The sequence below is a fragment of the Stenotrophomonas sp. CFBP 13725 genome (genome assembly GCF_014841935.1).
Taxonomy (GTDB): domain Bacteria; phylum Pseudomonadota; class Gammaproteobacteria; order Xanthomonadales; family Xanthomonadaceae; genus Stenotrophomonas.
Genome location: NZ_JACYUV010000006.1, coordinates 58,372 through 73,535 on the forward strand (window position 1 = coordinate 58,372; position 15,164 = coordinate 73,535).

Annotated in this window: 19 protein-coding genes; 15 read left to right on the top strand and 4 right to left on the bottom strand. The window is 60.1% G+C overall.

Annotation, left to right across the window (positions count from 1 at the left end):
• The first annotated feature begins 15 nt into the window (after positions 1–15).
• Positions 16–2,187 (top strand): fimbria/pilus outer membrane usher protein, encoded by a 2,172-nt coding sequence (locus IFT65_RS12065; protein ID WP_192081633.1) that lies wholly within the window; start codon positions 16–18, stop codon positions 2,185–2,187.
• A 14-nt stretch (positions 2,188–2,201) separates the two neighbouring features.
• Here the strand turns inward: IFT65_RS12065 and IFT65_RS12070 are convergent, their stop codons facing one another.
• Positions 2,202–2,516: a hypothetical protein gene (locus IFT65_RS12070; RefSeq protein ID WP_192081634.1), complete on the bottom strand. Its 315-nt coding sequence runs from the start codon at positions 2,514–2,516 to the stop codon at positions 2,202–2,204.
• Positions 2,517–2,752: 236 nt separating this feature from the next.
• On the opposite strand from IFT65_RS12070, the gene IFT65_RS12075 reads away from it, so the two are divergent.
• From IFT65_RS12075 to IFT65_RS12090, 4 genes are all read left to right on the top strand, one after another.
• Entirely contained in the window at positions 2,753–3,667 is a 915-nt protein-coding gene (locus IFT65_RS12075) for a hypothetical protein (protein ID WP_192081635.1), read from the top strand.
• A gap of 24 nt (positions 3,668–3,691) precedes the next feature.
• A complete protein-coding gene (locus tag IFT65_RS12080) occupies positions 3,692–4,150 on the top strand; it encodes a hypothetical protein (RefSeq protein ID WP_192081636.1) in 459 nt (152 codons plus the stop codon).
• Between the two features lie 224 nt (positions 4,151–4,374).
• Positions 4,375–4,626, top strand: coding sequence for a hypothetical protein (locus tag IFT65_RS12085; RefSeq protein ID WP_192081637.1), 252 nt, complete (start codon positions 4,375–4,377; stop codon positions 4,624–4,626).
• Between the two features lie 139 nt (positions 4,627–4,765).
• Positions 4,766–5,524 carry a hypothetical protein gene (locus tag IFT65_RS12090; protein WP_192081638.1) on the top strand — a complete coding sequence of 253 codons (759 nt, stop codon included), beginning with the start codon at positions 4,766–4,768 and terminating at the stop codon, positions 5,522–5,524.
• A 25-nt stretch (positions 5,525–5,549) separates the two neighbouring features.
• On the opposite strand, the gene IFT65_RS12095 is transcribed toward IFT65_RS12090, so the two are convergent.
• Both IFT65_RS12095 and IFT65_RS12100 read right to left on the bottom strand, forming a co-directional pair.
• Entirely contained in the window at positions 5,550–6,197 is a 648-nt protein-coding gene (locus IFT65_RS12095; protein WP_192081639.1) for a hypothetical protein, read from the bottom strand.
• Positions 6,198–6,445: 248 nt separating this feature from the next.
• The gene (locus IFT65_RS12100; protein WP_197974112.1) at positions 6,446–7,105 is read right to left on the bottom strand and encodes an EcsC family protein; all 660 of its coding nucleotides are present in this window, start codon (positions 7,103–7,105) and stop codon (positions 6,446–6,448) included.
• A 483-nt stretch (positions 7,106–7,588) separates the two neighbouring features.
• Between IFT65_RS12100 and IFT65_RS12105 the strand changes: the two genes are divergently transcribed.
• From IFT65_RS12105 to IFT65_RS12150, 10 genes are all read left to right on the top strand, one after another.
• Positions 7,589–7,768, top strand: a complete 180-nt coding sequence (locus IFT65_RS12105; RefSeq protein ID WP_192081640.1) for a hypothetical protein — start codon at positions 7,589–7,591, stop codon at positions 7,766–7,768.
• A 258-nt stretch (positions 7,769–8,026) separates the two neighbouring features.
• Complete coding sequence (locus IFT65_RS12110) at positions 8,027–8,398, top strand: hypothetical protein (protein WP_192081641.1); 372 nt, start codon at positions 8,027–8,029, stop codon at positions 8,396–8,398.
• A complete protein-coding gene (locus IFT65_RS12115; protein WP_192081642.1) occupies positions 8,398–8,718 on the top strand; it encodes a hypothetical protein in 321 nt (106 codons plus the stop codon). Before IFT65_RS12110 ends, IFT65_RS12115 begins: the two co-directional genes overlap by 1 nt.
• Positions 8,715–9,452, top strand: a complete 738-nt coding sequence (locus IFT65_RS12120) for a hypothetical protein (protein ID WP_192081643.1) — start codon at positions 8,715–8,717, stop codon at positions 9,450–9,452. The genes IFT65_RS12115 and IFT65_RS12120 overlap by 4 nt, the downstream gene beginning before the upstream one ends.
• A gap of 140 nt (positions 9,453–9,592) precedes the next feature.
• Positions 9,593–9,988 carry a hypothetical protein gene (locus IFT65_RS12125; protein ID WP_192081644.1) on the top strand — a complete coding sequence of 132 codons (396 nt, stop codon included), beginning with the start codon at positions 9,593–9,595 and terminating at the stop codon, positions 9,986–9,988.
• A gap of 350 nt (positions 9,989–10,338) precedes the next feature.
• Complete coding sequence (locus IFT65_RS12130) at positions 10,339–10,713, top strand: hypothetical protein (protein WP_192081645.1); 375 nt, start codon at positions 10,339–10,341, stop codon at positions 10,711–10,713.
• 466 nt (positions 10,714–11,179) lie between these two features.
• Complete coding sequence (locus IFT65_RS12135; RefSeq protein WP_192081646.1) at positions 11,180–11,512, top strand: hypothetical protein; 333 nt, start codon at positions 11,180–11,182, stop codon at positions 11,510–11,512.
• Positions 11,513–11,535: 23 nt separating this feature from the next.
• Positions 11,536–11,772 carry a hypothetical protein gene (locus tag IFT65_RS12140; protein WP_192081647.1) on the top strand — a complete coding sequence of 79 codons (237 nt, stop codon included), beginning with the start codon at positions 11,536–11,538 and terminating at the stop codon, positions 11,770–11,772.
• A gap of 36 nt (positions 11,773–11,808) precedes the next feature.
• On the top strand, positions 11,809–11,994 hold the full coding sequence (locus tag IFT65_RS12145; protein WP_192081648.1) for a hypothetical protein: 186 nt from the start codon (positions 11,809–11,811) through the stop codon (positions 11,992–11,994).
• 123 nt (positions 11,995–12,117) lie between these two features.
• On the top strand, positions 12,118–12,435 hold the full coding sequence (locus IFT65_RS12150) for a hypothetical protein (RefSeq protein WP_192081649.1): 318 nt from the start codon (positions 12,118–12,120) through the stop codon (positions 12,433–12,435).
• 47 nt (positions 12,436–12,482) lie between these two features.
• Here the strand turns inward: IFT65_RS12150 and IFT65_RS12155 are convergent, their stop codons facing one another.
• The gene (locus IFT65_RS12155) at positions 12,483–15,101 is read right to left on the bottom strand and encodes an AAA family ATPase (RefSeq protein ID WP_249405146.1); all 2,619 of its coding nucleotides are present in this window, start codon (positions 15,099–15,101) and stop codon (positions 12,483–12,485) included.
• Between the last annotated feature and the right edge of the window lie 63 nt (positions 15,102–15,164).

Below are 15,164 nucleotides of genomic sequence, written 5' to 3' on the forward strand. Positions count from 1 at the left end.
TGGGGAGCCCTGGCCATGGCCCTTGCCTTGGCCGGCACTGCACATGCCGGCATCCCAGACGGGGTGGAAGCGGTGCTTGCAGCGCCCCTGGTCAACGGCAAGCCGGCGAAGGATCCCGTGATGCTGTGGCAGGACAACGGCGGGTGGGTGGCCGAGGCCTCGACCTGGGCGCAGATGGGCATCAACCTGAGGCCTGGCGAGTCCGGCGACCTCACCGACACCCACCTAGGCGTGACGGTTCGATACAACGCGGAGAACGCCACGGTTGAGCTGGACATTCCCGCCGACCGCAAACCCGCGCAAGAACTCACCAAGCAAGGCAACCCGATTCGAACGGTCGCTCCCGCCATCGGTGGGGTGCTCGTGAACTACAACGTGGCCACGCAGTGGGCCGATGGCCAGCAAGCCACGTCGGCAGCGTTGGATCTGCGGACGGGGGGGCGGTGGGGCGTGGTCTCCAGCACCGGCCAGCTCAACCAATCGCCCAACGGGTTTGAGATGCGTCGGGGCATGACGACGTGGGGCAGGGACGAAGTGCAACGCCAAATCACCACCCAAGCCGGCGATGTCTACGCCACCCCGCGCGGCGGGCCGGTGGCCTTGGGCGGGTTCCGTATCGCGAAAGACCCTGGCGCCCTGGACCCGCTGAGCCCCACGTATCCGGTCCCGATGCTGGGAGGCTTGGCGCTGGATCCAGGGACGGTGCGGGTGCTGGCCAACCAGGCCGAGGTGTCTCGCCAGGACGTCAAAGCCGGACCGTTCACCCTGGATGGGCGTCACTTGACCCAAGGCGCCAGCCAAACAGCGGTGGTGGTGCGCGACGCTTACGGCCGCGAGACCGCGATAATCACGCAACGGCTCTACGTGGCCCCTAGTCTGCTGCGCCCCGGGCTCTCCACGTGGGAGCTGGCCGCAGGCCGAGTGCGCGAGGACGAAAACCGGTATGGCACGGCGGGGGTGTCCGGAAACCTGAAGCGGGGCATCAACGACCGGTGGACGCTGAGGGCTGGCGGCCAGGCCGACGAGTTCGGCAACTACCACGTCACGGTGGGTAGCACCCAAGCCTTGGGCACGTGGGGCGTGGTCGACGTGGAAGCGGGCACGTCCACGGGCGGCGGCACGCGCTGGGCCGCTGCGTATGACTACCGAGGCCCGGTGTGGGGGATTCGTCTTCAGCACGAGCGCAATCAGGACTTCTGGCGCCTTCAAAGCGAGCTCAGCACCCCGGTGGAACAGCGCACCCAAGCCAGCGTGTCCTTTCGTCCCAACCGGCGCGTGTCCGTCCAAGGGACCTACAGTGCGATTGACACTGGCCGCTCCAACCTCGCCTTTGTTGCCGTTGGGGCGTCCCTCAACTTGGGTGCAGCCGGCCAAGTCTCAGCCAACGTCTTGCGAGACATTCAAGGCGGCGATCTGCAGGTGGCCGGGAGCTACACCTACCGCTTCAACCGCAAGGCATCGCTGGGCGTTCGCGCCCGCCAAGCGCCGGGCCAGAACAGCGTGGGTCTGCGAGGCAACTACCGAACTGAGAACGGCGTTCGCCTAGCGGCAGAACTTCAGAACGGCGATTGGGGCACCCAGGCCCGGGTCACCGCCGATGTGAGCACCCGCTGGGGCGACGCGCGTATGGAAGCCAGCCAATACGACGGGCAAAGCAGCGTATCGGGAAGCGTCGCTGGTGCGTTGTTCATCGACCACAAGGGCATCGCTTTCGGCCGCCCGGCTTACAGCAGCTATGCGGTGGTGGACGTGCCCGGCCAAGCGGGCATTCCGGTGCGGGTGGGCGGCAGCCCTGCAGGGGTCACCAATGCCCAAGGCCGCGTGCTGGTGACCAACGTCTCCGGGTTGCTGCCCACTGAGGTGTCACTCAAGGACAAGGAGCTCCCCATGGGGGTGGAGATTGGTGAGACCAAGAAATCGGTCACGGCACCTCGGCAAGGCGGGGTGCGCGTGACCTTCCCTGTGCTCACCCAGAACGCGCGCGCTTTCGCCCTGACCGGCAAGGCCATTCCTCCAGGCTCTATGGCTACGACCTCAACCGAGCAAGCGGTGGTGGGCTTTGATGGGGCGCTTTACCTGGAGCACCCAGAAGCGGGGCAGGTGGTGGATGTGCCTGGCGTGTGCAGGGCGGTGTTGCCATCCCCGCTGCCGGGCGTTGAGGCCATCATCAGCATTTCATGCCAATGATGGCTTCCGCTGGCTTAGTCTTGGTTTTTCTGGCCGCTGTTTTCTACCTCGATGACATTGACGATGACAGCATCGTCGATATCAAAATCCCCTGTAATAGCGCATATATCTCCGATCTTGCAGGCGTCAAAGATCTTGGGAGCTACCTTCTCGTCTGCGACCTCAAAGTCAAAGGTGCCGGCGTCTGGCGTTTCGAAGTTGCATATCATCGTGCCGCAGTCATAGTGGCCCACGATCCGCTCACCCTTCAATATCTCTGCATGGGCACGTGATGGGGCCATGGCGGCACCGATAATGAAAAGCGCTGCGACGAAGTAGTTCCTGTTCATTCCACATCCTTGGTTTGGTGAATGCATTCCTGACATCCTGCCGCCGGTTAGGTCAGCATAGGAGTCGAGCCTTTATCGACCGGGAGCGCGAAAGCTTGAGGAGCACTGAACTTTCAAGTAGTTCGGTTTGCACGTATCGCCAGAGCAAGGCGACGACACGAGACGGTCCAAAAAAAGCAGTCGGCTGGCGGACCGGTTATTATCGGCGGTAACAAGCGGCGCAAGGAATGCCAAGAATGGAAGCGTTTCACTGGTCAAAGGCGCGGTTTGCCACCACTTTTTGGCGGGGACAAGTCATCCCTGACGCGTTGCCGATACTGATTCGCTGGGCACAAGAAGGCGAGCCGCACACCTACAGCGACTTGGCGCAGGAGCTGCATGACCACTTTGGTCATGCCATAAAGCCGCGAAAGGACCTCTACGGCACTGTAGCCGGCGGCGTGGCCCAAGCGATCGAGTGGTTAAGTGATCAATGGAAGATCCCAATCCCTCCGCTGCATGTGATCGTCGTGAACAAGCAGACCAAGCATCCGGGCGACGGCGCGATCACCATATCTCCCGCCTACTTTGCCGGTAAAAAGTTGGATACTGAGGACGAAAAGCGTGCACACCTCCGTCAAGCCATGGAAGACGTGTTCTCCTACCCTGATTGGAGCCGAGTGGCGGCCGCGTTGGGGGCGACAACGCTCATGCCGCGAGCTGGTGCCAAGCCAATAGACGCTAACGAGCAGGTTATTCCGCTGCCCAAGGTCCAGCAGGGAGGAGGGGCAGAGAGCGCAGAGCACCAATCCCTGAAGCGCTGGGTGCGAGAGCACCCCGAGGAACTGGCGGACTTCGGCGCTTTCGAATTGGGGCAGAACGAAGTGGTGCTGAGCAGCGGCGATCGCCTAGACGTATTGTTCGACAACGGCCGCCAACGTTTGGCGGTAGAGGTCAAGACCAGCAAGTGCTCGGAGGACGAGCTGATGCGTGGGGTCTATCAGTGCGTAAAATACCGAGCCATCCTCCGGGCAGAACAGTTGGCGATGCGCCAAGTGCCCAACGGCGAGGCCGTCCTGGTCTGCCCGCGGGCTCCCGGCAAGACGACTAAAGCGCTCATCAAGCGACTGAACGTGAACTTCCACCGGGCGCCCGTCGATGCAGAACGCTGAGCAAGGGCGCGCGGGAGAGCGGGCGTGAGGGGACTGGGCTGGGGATCCATTGGGCTGCTCGTCGTAGCAGGCTGGATACTCAACACAATAGGCGAGGGTGCCTTCAAAGTGCTCCTCTATTTGGTAATGGGAATCGTCCTGCTGCGTGAAGTTGTGGCTCTGATAGCGAGGTTCGGCTGGTTGAAGCCGCAGGGTTCGTCTGCAGCGAATGATGCAACGGAATCGAAGCGGCAGCGCAGCGAATCACGTCGAGGGGCGAGCGTTGCAGAGCTGATCAGGGCCGTCCAGGGGCGGGATGCGGATCGCATCGAGTTCCTGGTGCTGCAAAAGAACATCAGCCCGTATGAGTCAGGGCGTGTTCCAGGGCAGGCCGGTATCTCGAATGCCAGTCGAGAAGCCCACGCGGTGGGGTATCGAGCTGCAACGGAGTTCTTCGAAGATTGGTCGAGAAACGGCGCCAAGGCGCGCTTCTCAAGGACATGAGGCCGGTGTCAGTGAGGAGTCAGCCAAACACCGTCCTCCGCAATGTTCTGCATTGCGTTGACTGCCTCAAAGGCGACCTCACTCCCACAGCCACCCGCCTTAAACTGGCCGAACTTAACTGGACGAGCTCACAACCGATGACGCGCTATCCCTGCCTCGTTTCGCTCGCTGCGACTGCGGCCATGATCGCCTTAGCTGGGTGTGCTTCAATTGATCGGCCAGTCTTGAGCCACTTCGAAATGACCGACAGCGGGTGGAACATGACAGCCAAGACCGCGGCAAACTATGCTCCGGACAGTGGTTCGGCGGAAAAGGCCCGTCTGGGGTGGATCAAGCAATACACCGAGGCCAACGGGTGCAAGGGGTTCGAGGTGGTCTCGCGTCGCTGGACCAAGGAGCCTACGGGTAACTTTGTTCAAACCGGCTTTTCCGAGTCTGTGGGGTCGCTCGCCTACACCGGGACCTGCCAGCGCTAGCAGGCGTTGCAGCCGTTGAGACGCGGCGAAGCCAAACCTTGCTGGCCTGATCTCAACGCACCTGTTCCATGCCCTCGGAAGCTTCGCAACCCCAGCCTCACGACTGCGGCACCTTGTTGGTGCTGGCTTAGGAGAACGCATGAACGACGCATTGGAAGAGGTGGACACCCCCGAGAAACATATCGAGCGGATCGATGGGTGGATCCGGGCGTTGACCAACGAAGCGCATTTCCAGGACGAGCGGGTTCATCTGCTCAAGCCCTTGGTGTTGGACACCGAAGTTCAGATCGCCATGAAAGCCAAGCTGGACAAGACTCGGGGTGTGGCGCTGTGGAATCACTTGGCCCCATTGCTGGGGCAAGACTACATCCGAGACTTGGCTCGACTGTTTTTGGACAAAGGAGGGAAGACGGGCAGCTTGACCGACATCTGGAAGAAGCTTCAGATGCCAGGAATGCGCGATCACTACCGCGAGAGTTACAGCTGTATGTTTGATGAGCTTCAGGCGGATTCCATTGAAGGCATCAGTGCTGCAACCGTTGACGCTTGGCGCCAGCGTGATCGCGACGTCAACGCTGCTCAGTTTGATGAGAAGTGGGCAGCGATTGCTCAGGCCATGGCTGATTTGGACGCCGACCCGCTTGCGCTGAAAATCAAGACCTCCCGCGACAAACACCACGCGCACATGGAAATGCGGCCCATGGGGCAGGAACCCAAGTCATTCGACATCGCTACGCTGGGGCTGACGTTCAACGAGGTTTTTAGCTTCGGTCGGCGATGCCAGCAACTGCTGGCAGACCTGGGCGTCTTGTTGACCCATACCCACTGGGAGCCGGATCAGTTCTCTGGCATCAGCGCCGAGAGTGGCAAGGCGTTGTGGATGACGCTGGCGAAGTGAATCGCCAGCGTCTCGGTCCTGCCCGTTAGTCGTCGCTCGGGAACTGGAAATCCATGTCCGCAGCGGACACCAGATCCTCGCCAGGCTTTAACTCCACGTCTTGAGAGTCCAGCACATAGAGGGCGTGCGACGTGGCTCGGTATTGAAGCTCGACGTGGACCAAGCCTCCGTCCCCGCTCGGTGTGGTGTATTCGCCGGTCAGCTGCGCAATCAAGTGTTGCTGACCGACCAGTAGGTGTCCGGAGAAATCCGTCGAGCATTGGATCTGCGCGTTCTCACCAAGCATGCGGCGATTGGGCTCCGTCATGGCCATCAGTTGGCGCTGGGCGAAGCGCTGAAGGGACGGCAGGGGCAGGCCAGGGGATTGGTGAATCGCGACCGTTGCTGAAGCGGTAGTGTCTAAGAACCGGACCAGCTCATTGAGGATAGGCGCGGGGGCAAGGTCAGGCAGCAGGTGCTTGCACCTGGCGGAGGCCAACGCCCGATCTACGACCAAAAGCACGTTGCCGGGAGGCTCTCCGGCAGGAAGCAGTGGGCTGGCTTGGAGGGCAGCCAACGACTTGAAGCCGCAGAGGGCGGCAATCAGTTCTCGAATGTGGTTCTTGGTAACCACAATGCCAGCATCGGCAAGGGTCTTCTCCGCCAGGAAGGCGGGGCGGGAATAGATCGACATGGTCAGCTCTCTTTACGAAGCCGGGTGAGCGATTACGCCGTCTTCGTCGCCAAGCTGGCAGTCGAATCGGGTAGGGACGGGTCAAGCTTTCAAGCGAGGGTTCGAGCCACTCACAACTCAAGGTCTCCACCGTCCGTGGAGCATATCGGCATCTCTTGAGAGAGGCAACGGAAAATATGGGGTCGATAGAGCTGGGCCAAGACAGGAGTCTTGGTCCCAGCCGTTCGTATCTACCGAATTTCGTAGGTTCAGATCACCAGCGCTGGGTCAGTCGCTTTACCATCGGCAATGAAGAGATTGACTGCGGTGTTGCCAACAATGTTGGTCGCAGCGAGATCTACAGCTCCGCCGATGACGCCGCCCAAGACAGGAACCATCTTGCTGAGGTTGACTACTCCAGTTGTGCCGGCCTTGGTCAGCAGACGGAAACCGACTGCTTGGTTGATTTTTGTGAGCGTCGCGCCCGTGATCCGGTTGATGCTGGCCTGGGCCATCTTCTTGCCAACCTGAATGCCAACGTCTTTAAGCACTTCTTTGGCTGCGTTGCCGGTAAGGCACGCGTAAACCATTGTTTTGACCTTGTCGTCCCTGACGTTGTAGCCACCCATGTGGGCGATGGCTGCGATCATTCGGATCTGGATGAAATACACGCTGGCTAGGTTGGCTGGGATCGTCACGGGCATGACCAAGAGACCGCCCAGGCCAGTCACAAATCCAGATGTAGCGGCTTTCGTGTTCTGCCAGCGGACAAGGGAGTTGGCTTGTTCTAAGAGTGTTCCGGACTCCTTTTTGTAGCTCTCAGCCATCTCAATGGCGTTATCCACGCCAGGCAAGCCGTTCATAGCCTTGTCGTATGCATAGTCGAGTGCTTGCATGATCTTGCTTTCAGTCAGTTCACTTTTTGCCACGAGTCATTCCTTGTGTGACATGGATACAGCCGCCTTGCTTGTGCAACGCGGTGACGAAGAAATAGAGTGTTGATCAGAAGGAGGTACGTCAGCGCAAGAGGGGGCATGACTGGGCAACGTCTCCTCCTTGAGATCACGATTGTTTCGAGCAGAAGCCGTTGGTATCGGCCGTTCACAAAAAAACTTTAGACTGCCAGCGCCCATCAAGCACGCAGCGCTTGAGATGTTTCATCGTCCTCCATGGACGCAGCAGTGGTATGGAGATTAGCCGAAGGGTGGCTGGATTAGGAGATCTAATGCTGCCACGCGATTACTCTTCAACGAACTTGCCCCAGTGGGCCTTCCCTCAAGTCTTCTACTCCTTCACTGCGTTGCGGCCCATCCCTGCGCTCGGCATGGCCGTGCTTGCTCTTGGGTGCGGGAAGGGCCGGATCCGGGGCCATCGGTTCGCGGGCAATCTGCTCTGCCAGCAGGCCAAGCCCGATGAACTACTACACCGAAGCCAACGCCGAGTTCCAACGCCTCTCCGCCGTCTCGCTCGAAGACGCCGGATACACCCCGGCCGAGTTCGCGCAACGCTACGGCGACCTCCCAGCCAAGCAAGCCGCCTTCGAAGCCGGCGCTGACTACGACCTGGATCGCGTGGACTTGGGGTGGCGATAGCCGCCCCACTCGGTGGCTGAGGACACGAGCAGCTCCTATAGCCGGTTCGTGCGCGCGTGGACGTGGTGCAGGCAATGCGGGCCTGGGCGAAGAAATAACGCGTCAAGGGCGCTGAGGTCTGGCTTTGCCACGCCGCTGCATCGGATGTGAGCCGTTTCACGGATTCTTCCGTTTTGGAGGCATCAAAGCAGATCTGAAAATTAGTCGTTTTCTTCGGCCGGTCAACCCTTGCCAAACCGCCGATCCGATCAAGGATGAATGAATAAACATTCATGGGAGGGCGAATCGATGGGTAGTTACACATTAAAACAAGGCGAGAAGGCCGAGGGAACGAGCAAGATCTTCTTCATTGGATCGGATGGTCAGCTGGTGGAGGGTGAGGTTCATGGTCTCCCGTCATTCGGAGCGTTGCTTCCGTCATTAGCTGAGAAGCCAACCAGGTTTATGAGCGCAGCGGTATCCGGGTCGGTGGCGGTGTCGCCTGCGGCGCAGGCATTTTTCCGGAAGATGGAAAAGGCATTCGCGGAGCGTGAGCGCGAGCGCCAACGCAGGAAAGCGGTGCGGCGGGCAGGAGCACTGGATAAGTGGCTGCCGAAGGCTGCGCCATCCAAGGCGCAGGCGCGCTTCTGATGGCACGCCTCTGCAAACCCCAACGCCTGCCCAAGGTCCTGGTTCCAACAGCCATCCATGAAGTGCTTCGCCGGCAATCCCAGGCTGCCGGCATCACCACGGCCGAAGCCGTCCGCCAGTTGTTGGCGCAGGCGCTCGCCTATCCCATGGGGTCCCCCGCAGGCGAGGAGGAAAGCCGGCGGGTCGCACTGGCCCCGGTCAATGCGCCTGCCGATCTAGTGCTCGCGATAAGGTCCAGGGCCGCCGAGGAGAAGGTCAGCGTCGCAGAAGCGGTGCGGCGAGGATTGAACGAAACACTCAACGAGGGGAGGGGGGCATGACCTGGTGGACGGGTAATGTGTCGATTGTGTTGCTGGCAGCCATCTCACTAGTCATCGTGGGCTACAGACTTTGGCGACAAAGAAAGCGACGTTTAGCTGCCAAAGCAAACGTGGACGACTACAAGAATGCGTGGGGACACTTCATGCAAGGAGGTCGATGGTTACACCAGAAGCATTGCATGACGCTGTTTGACGCTCGCATGCTTTTGTATCCGGTTCATCAGGGAAGCAGTGACAGCGCTTGGAATTGGGTTCGCGCGTGCCTGCCGGCAGAAGTTACGATCCCCATGAACGCCCCCACGCCCGCTGAGCTTGAGCGGGTGATACGGAGCGACGCGAGGGCGAGACGGGCACTCATCGCGCAACGCATGAACGACGAAGAGGGAAGGACGTTCTTTCCGTTCCAGATGCTGGCCTCTATGGCCATGACGTCCGCAGGGCTGGGCGCCCCTGACCGGTCTTGGTTACATGGCGCCGTTGGGCGGCCGTGGCTGGTTGAGGATGACAACGTAAGGACGAAGGACGTCATCCTCCAAGACATCGGTTTGCGATGCCACGCTCTCGAGCTGGCCTTGGCCGTGGAGGAAAACATGCACGGGGAGGCTGTGGATGGGGCTGAGGTTGTGGCCGATCCAGGGGCTGGAGCTCAAGCTGGAGCTGGGGCTGAGGCTGGGAAGGTGTCGGACCCCACAAGCAAAGCGATTTGGGTTGAGCACATCCACGGAAACTGCTGAGACGGCGCTGCCGGACGGCAGGCCACGCCTGAAGGGGTGCGACCATCAGGGCAACGAAAAGGGGCAGCTGCCCCTTTCGTCCTGACGGCCCGCGGCCCGCATCGTAGCCTTTCATCATTCCAATCGATGAGCGGCTACCCATGAAGCACGCAACCCCGCACTTCCCCCTGTCCAACCATCACCGCGACCTGGCCATCGTTGTCCTTGCACAAGCAGGTGGCACTGTTCGCGACATCGCCCATGGCGTTGAAGCGTCCACGAGCACCGTCCGCCGCGTGCTGAAGGCCGCTGCCGTTGCACCCGGTTGGGGCTACGGCATGCGCAAGTTCCTCATCTCGGGTGTCGAGTGGGACACCGACGGGCGCGTGCTGAAGCGCTTGCCGAGCGAAGGGGAAGTTCTCCTTGGTGCTGAGCAGATTGACGATCGAGCCCCGGACGAGATCGCCGAACTGGTCTACAACACCTTCAGCGATCACCACGGTTACTGCATTTGCGCCTGCCAAGTGTCGGAGGTGATCAAGGATGCAGAGAGATGAGGGCCATCTCACAGTATTCGTGTTTCTTGCTTTCGATGCGGCAAATAGCGGGTTTAGTCAATAAATGATCGGCGGACGCCCTTGTCAACACATGGGGTTTTTATAGTGTTTGTTGAAGGGGAATGACATCTGAGAGAGCACGTGACTGATCGCCGCAAACGCTATTTCGCTTACGAGCGTCGCTCGGGGGGCACCTGCTATTTTGCCAAGGACATGCACGAGCACCTGCAGCGCTATCCGCACACCATCGGCCATTACCAGCTGGCCCGCTGTCTGGGCACGTCCGCGCTGCTGACAGCCTCTGAAGCGAACGATCACGCTTGGTTGCCCAAGCCCAAACCGAGCACTCCATGCCCTACACGTTGAGGCCCAAACCACCAAAGCCGGACCTTGAGGAGATCTATGCAGCGCGCATCGCTCCCGACGTGTTGGCTGCATTCTCCCGCTTGGCGGCAGGGCAGGGGCTTTCCGTTCAAGCCGCGTTGACTCAACTCATCCGGGAACATGCCCAGGTGCGGCAGCCGTTTGCCAAGCGCGTGCGTCTCCAGAAGGGGGGAGGCCAGCGTTACACGGCCATGCTGCCGGAGTGCTGGGTCGAACCACATGTGGCGATGGCGTTGCTGATTGATGAGAACAGGGCCGGGATCAAGCGAGGCGAAGCCGTGCGGCAGCTGGTGAGCCGGTGCCTGGCTGCCAGTTCGTGGCCAGATAGCGAGGGCTCGTGAGCCGCACGGCGGTTGCTGCCTTTTTCTTGTCTGCGCTTTAGAACGGCTGACTGGCTTCCGTGGAGGATGCAGTGCCATCAGGGGAAGCGAACGCCAAAAGCCAAAAGCCAAAAGCGGCTAGAGCAAAACCCTGCATGGGGAAAGATGCAAGGGCCTATGCGCCTCCCTGGGATCAATTTTGAACGGGGAAATGTGAGTTGGTGCAACTATTTCCAAGATCTGCTTTTGGATATCCAGTTTTTAGATTTAGTCAAAAAATGATCGGTAAATGGCATTGTCAAAAATGGGTTTTCTCATAACCTGGAATCAGAGGAAGGCAGCCCGCTGACCACGACTTCAAGAAAGAGACAAGCCCATGATCATCGTCCTTGCCGTTTACGCATCCAGCCTGTTGCTCGGCATTTTCATCGCCCAGGTCATCGCTGACCGGATCGAATCCAATCCACATTTCGTTTAAGGAGTTTCTATGTTCTTTTATCCATTCAATGAGCAAGGGTATGTTTGCGTGGACCAGTTGGACGCCGAGCGAGACAACGAAACGAACCGCCTTATGTATGAGGTGCAATCGCTCGCTCGGGAACGAGGACCGAAGGCTTGGGCACTGTTCCTGGAAATGCAAGGCGCCGGAAATGATCAGTGGGAGGCGTTGACGGCCAAGGTCGACGAGGCGTCGAACGTTTCCTCCGAGGAGGGCTTTCGGGCCTATCAGGCTCATTCCTACGCCCGTTACGTGCTCACCGTCGCTCAATGCGAGCAACAGCTCGCCGCGTTGAGCGCTCTTCGTTGGGACGAACCATGAGCGCTCAACCCGATCGGCTGCCCATGATCCCCGAGCTCAAGCCGCTGGCCGCTCACGACTACGTGGCACTGCTGCACTTGCTTTGGCTGGGCGTTTCAGGCCTTGGCGTTGCCCGGTGTGGCTGGGAGATGGTCACCGGCAAGCAAGCAGCGCTGTCCGACGTGGCCCTGGGAGTCCTGTTGCTCTGCGCTCCATTGGTCGTGGCCTGCATCTGGGGCGGCTGTTTGGTGGGCGTTGCCCAGCATTACCGTCTCATCTGAAACCCGATTACCTGACATAGCGGAGGACACCGTCCCATGCGCAAGATCTTCAACAAGCTGCTCAACATCGCCCTCTTCGGAATGGTCCTCTTCGCCCTGGACAAGGTTCCGGAGCGCCTTGATCGCATGGCGCATACCGCCCAAAACTTGGCTCAGAACGTCGGCTATTCAGGGCCGATGGTCGGGATTCCCTCGGGTGCTCCAGACGATTACGAGTGGTGATCATGGGCACATTCAAGATTTCATCCCCCGCATGAAAACAGGAGACGATGCTCATGGGGCGCAACAGGCCGAGTCCCTACAGTCCGCGCAGTTGGCGGCATCACGGGCCAAGGTTCGGTTCTAATGGACGATGACGTTTCCTGGTCACAAGCGGAGCTCGTCCGCTTGGCTTGGGCGGCACGGCGAGACAGCCTCGCACGGGGCGAGCTGCTACAAGCCTTCCAAGCAGGCGCAGACTTTTATGCGCCGCTTTCCAGCCGCGATCTCGATGACGACCCCTTCGTGGCCGTCGGCGACTGCGTGGCCGCGATCGTGATGCGGGAGTTGACGGGCGCGGGGGAAGCGGAGGCCTGGCTCCATACGTTTTTAAGGGCCCACGAGTTGCGGCAAGACCTCCCTCCGCCGCTGAGCGCCACCTGCAAGGGCAAGCGACGCTTCTGAACCCGACGATCCGTTTGTCCGATGGATGGAGTGCGAATACGCCGAAACTAGCTGTTGGGCTTGGCCGCCGCTTCCGCTCGTCCGTTAAAGTCCTTGATCCAGTCCAGCATCGTCTGCACGTCCGCCAGAAGCTCATCCGGCGCCGGCAGCCACGTCGGCGTCTCCATAGACTGGGAGTGCTCGAATGCCGAGTATTTGGTCATCATCTTGTTGATCAGCGCGCAATCATCTGCTGTGATGGCATGCAAGCGTTGAAGCACGTTTAGCGTTCTTACTTCGCGCCTGAACCGATTGATGACGCCTGAGCAAAGATCATCCTCAACGGATCGCTCCACCAGGATGCGGAAGTTGCTGCAAGAAGCTTTGAGAAGGATTGCTCTGACGTCAGGGTCTTGCTTCTTGATTCCGACGATGCTGTTCTTGATATGTTCAAACCCTGTCTTGGGCTTGAGTGAGAATGCGTCAATCGTAGTCGGCATGCCGGTGCTCGCGCCGTCGCGGCCGATGGCCACCGTGGTGACCTCCACCGGCGGGAGTGCCAGGTCAGCGCGCTGCTTTGCTGCGTTCCTTAGCAGCACCATCAGGGACAGCCGGTGGGTGAATACGATCACCTGTCGTTGCTCTGCCAAGCTAACCAAACGCCTAGCGACAGCTTCCTCATAGAGTTGGTCCAAGGATGAGATCGGGTCGTCGAAGATGACAGGGATGCCACGATCGGCTCCCGTGGCATCGGCGAGGAACGCGGCCAACGCCACGATACGCTGTTCCCCTTCGCTGAGAACGTCCCTGTTCTTGACCGACAGTGCTGCGTCCTTCAACTCAATGAAAAAACTGTAGACGCCTTTCCCCGAGGACTTGTGGTTCATGCGCACCGGGAGACTGCCACCCCCCAAGCCATCAAGCTCCGCGTTGAATCGATCGCAATACCCTTGGGCCAGTTCCAGCTTCCCGATGTCATTGCTTTTGGTCGTCAGTGGGGTCGTTTTCGTCATAGGAAGGGCTTTCGCGACGATGGCAAGCTTCTTGAGTCGCTCCACCTCTGCCTTTATCGGCTCAACCTGACCAGACAACCATTCCTGCGCCTTTAGCTCCCGCAACCTGGCTTCCTTCTGGGCGCGGCCGGCAGGGTCCAACAAGGTGGCCAGCGCTTCGCGTTGAGCCGTGATGGTGGCAGTGGAAGAGGCGAGCGCGCCGGTCCAGGGGGACCAGTCCATTTCAGGAACCGCCGACAACTCGATTGCACTGCCCATCGCTTTGACTCTGGCGTTGACGTTCTGTGCCAGCGCTGCGGCTTGCTCGCTGTCGAGGGTGACGGCCGCGCACTGTGCTTGCCACGATGGGCTTTCTGCGTCGATCAAAGCGGGGAGCGTGAGGGCAGTAAGCGCAGCCTCAGCCGCCTTCGCCTCGGTCTGGAGGGTCGCACTGAGATACTGATCAAAGCTCTTGAGCCGATCCTTCCCCTCTCCGTCCAGAGGTTGTTGGCAGAGCACACAACGGGCTCCATCTCCCACGTGTGGATAGGCGTGCTCTGGATAGGCGTGGCCCGTTGAATAAGCTTTGGCCGCCTCCCAGAGCGTCTCCCAGACCGCGTCCCCAACGCCCTTCAGTGGCATGCCTTCAATGAAGGCGGTGGCGTAGGCAGTGGCGGCCTGCCGCTTGTCCGCAGCGATTTTGCGTGCCGCGATCAGGCCAAGCGCTTTCTCGTCGCTCAATGCCGATGCAAGCTCACCCATGTTCTCGGCAAACTTCGAGAGGCGATCCAGATCCGAGATGGCCTTTGCGTGGGCATCAGCAGGATTGGCTTGCGCAAGCGCCGTTTCCAAGGCCAGTCGCTCTTTAAGCCATAGGTCAGGAAAAGCGCAGGCCTTGTCGATTGCATCATGGTCCAGCGCAGGCTTCAGAGACTGGAGAAAGCGGTTGGCCACGGACTGGGCGTGCTCTACTGGTGTAAGTGGGAGGTGAGTCTGGAGCTGGCCCGCTCGGGCTTCTAGGCGTTTTCCAACCCGGTCAGCAATGGAGATCAGGGCGCTGACGAAACGCATCGAACGGGGCAGGTAAGTTGCTTCGCTTGGGGTGTCGCCAAGCTCCATGGCGGTTGCTGAGTCGAACACTGGCACCGCGTTGAGCTTCGGGTGTGGTCCTGACGCTGCGTTCCAGCCGAGGGTGCTGGGGGTAGCGGATCCATCGATTTCACTGAGTGTGGTGACGGCGACCTGAGCAGAAGCGGATTGCTGTGCATCGTGGAACACGTTGCCGTGAATCATCCCCTTGGCGCGTGCACCGCAGATGTGCTTCAACAGGCGCGCGTAGCCAGATTTGCCCGAGCCATTGGCACCGTAAACAACCGTCATACCCTTTGTAGACACGTCCAGCACCGCATCTGGTCCGATTGCGTTCACGCCGCGGATCTCGGATACCGAATCAATGCGCAGTGATCCCGCGGTGGGGGTTCCCAAGATGACGCCAGGAGCCAGAGCGGGATGCTTGGCGGCAAGGGTTTTGGCCGCCTCTTGCATGCAATGATCGGCGAGTGCGTCGATTTCCAGTTCGTTCGGATTGCGCCGGTCTCGCACCAACCCGTCCGCGGCCATTCGCAACCAACTCGGTCGCAAGTCCAGCCAACTCTCTAGCGTCGCGGGCGCAGTAGCCCCGTCCTTCTTTGCCATCGGTCACTTCCCTTGTGCGTGGCGGTAGCCAGGAAGGCTCCGTCCCCCTTTGCCAATAGTGAC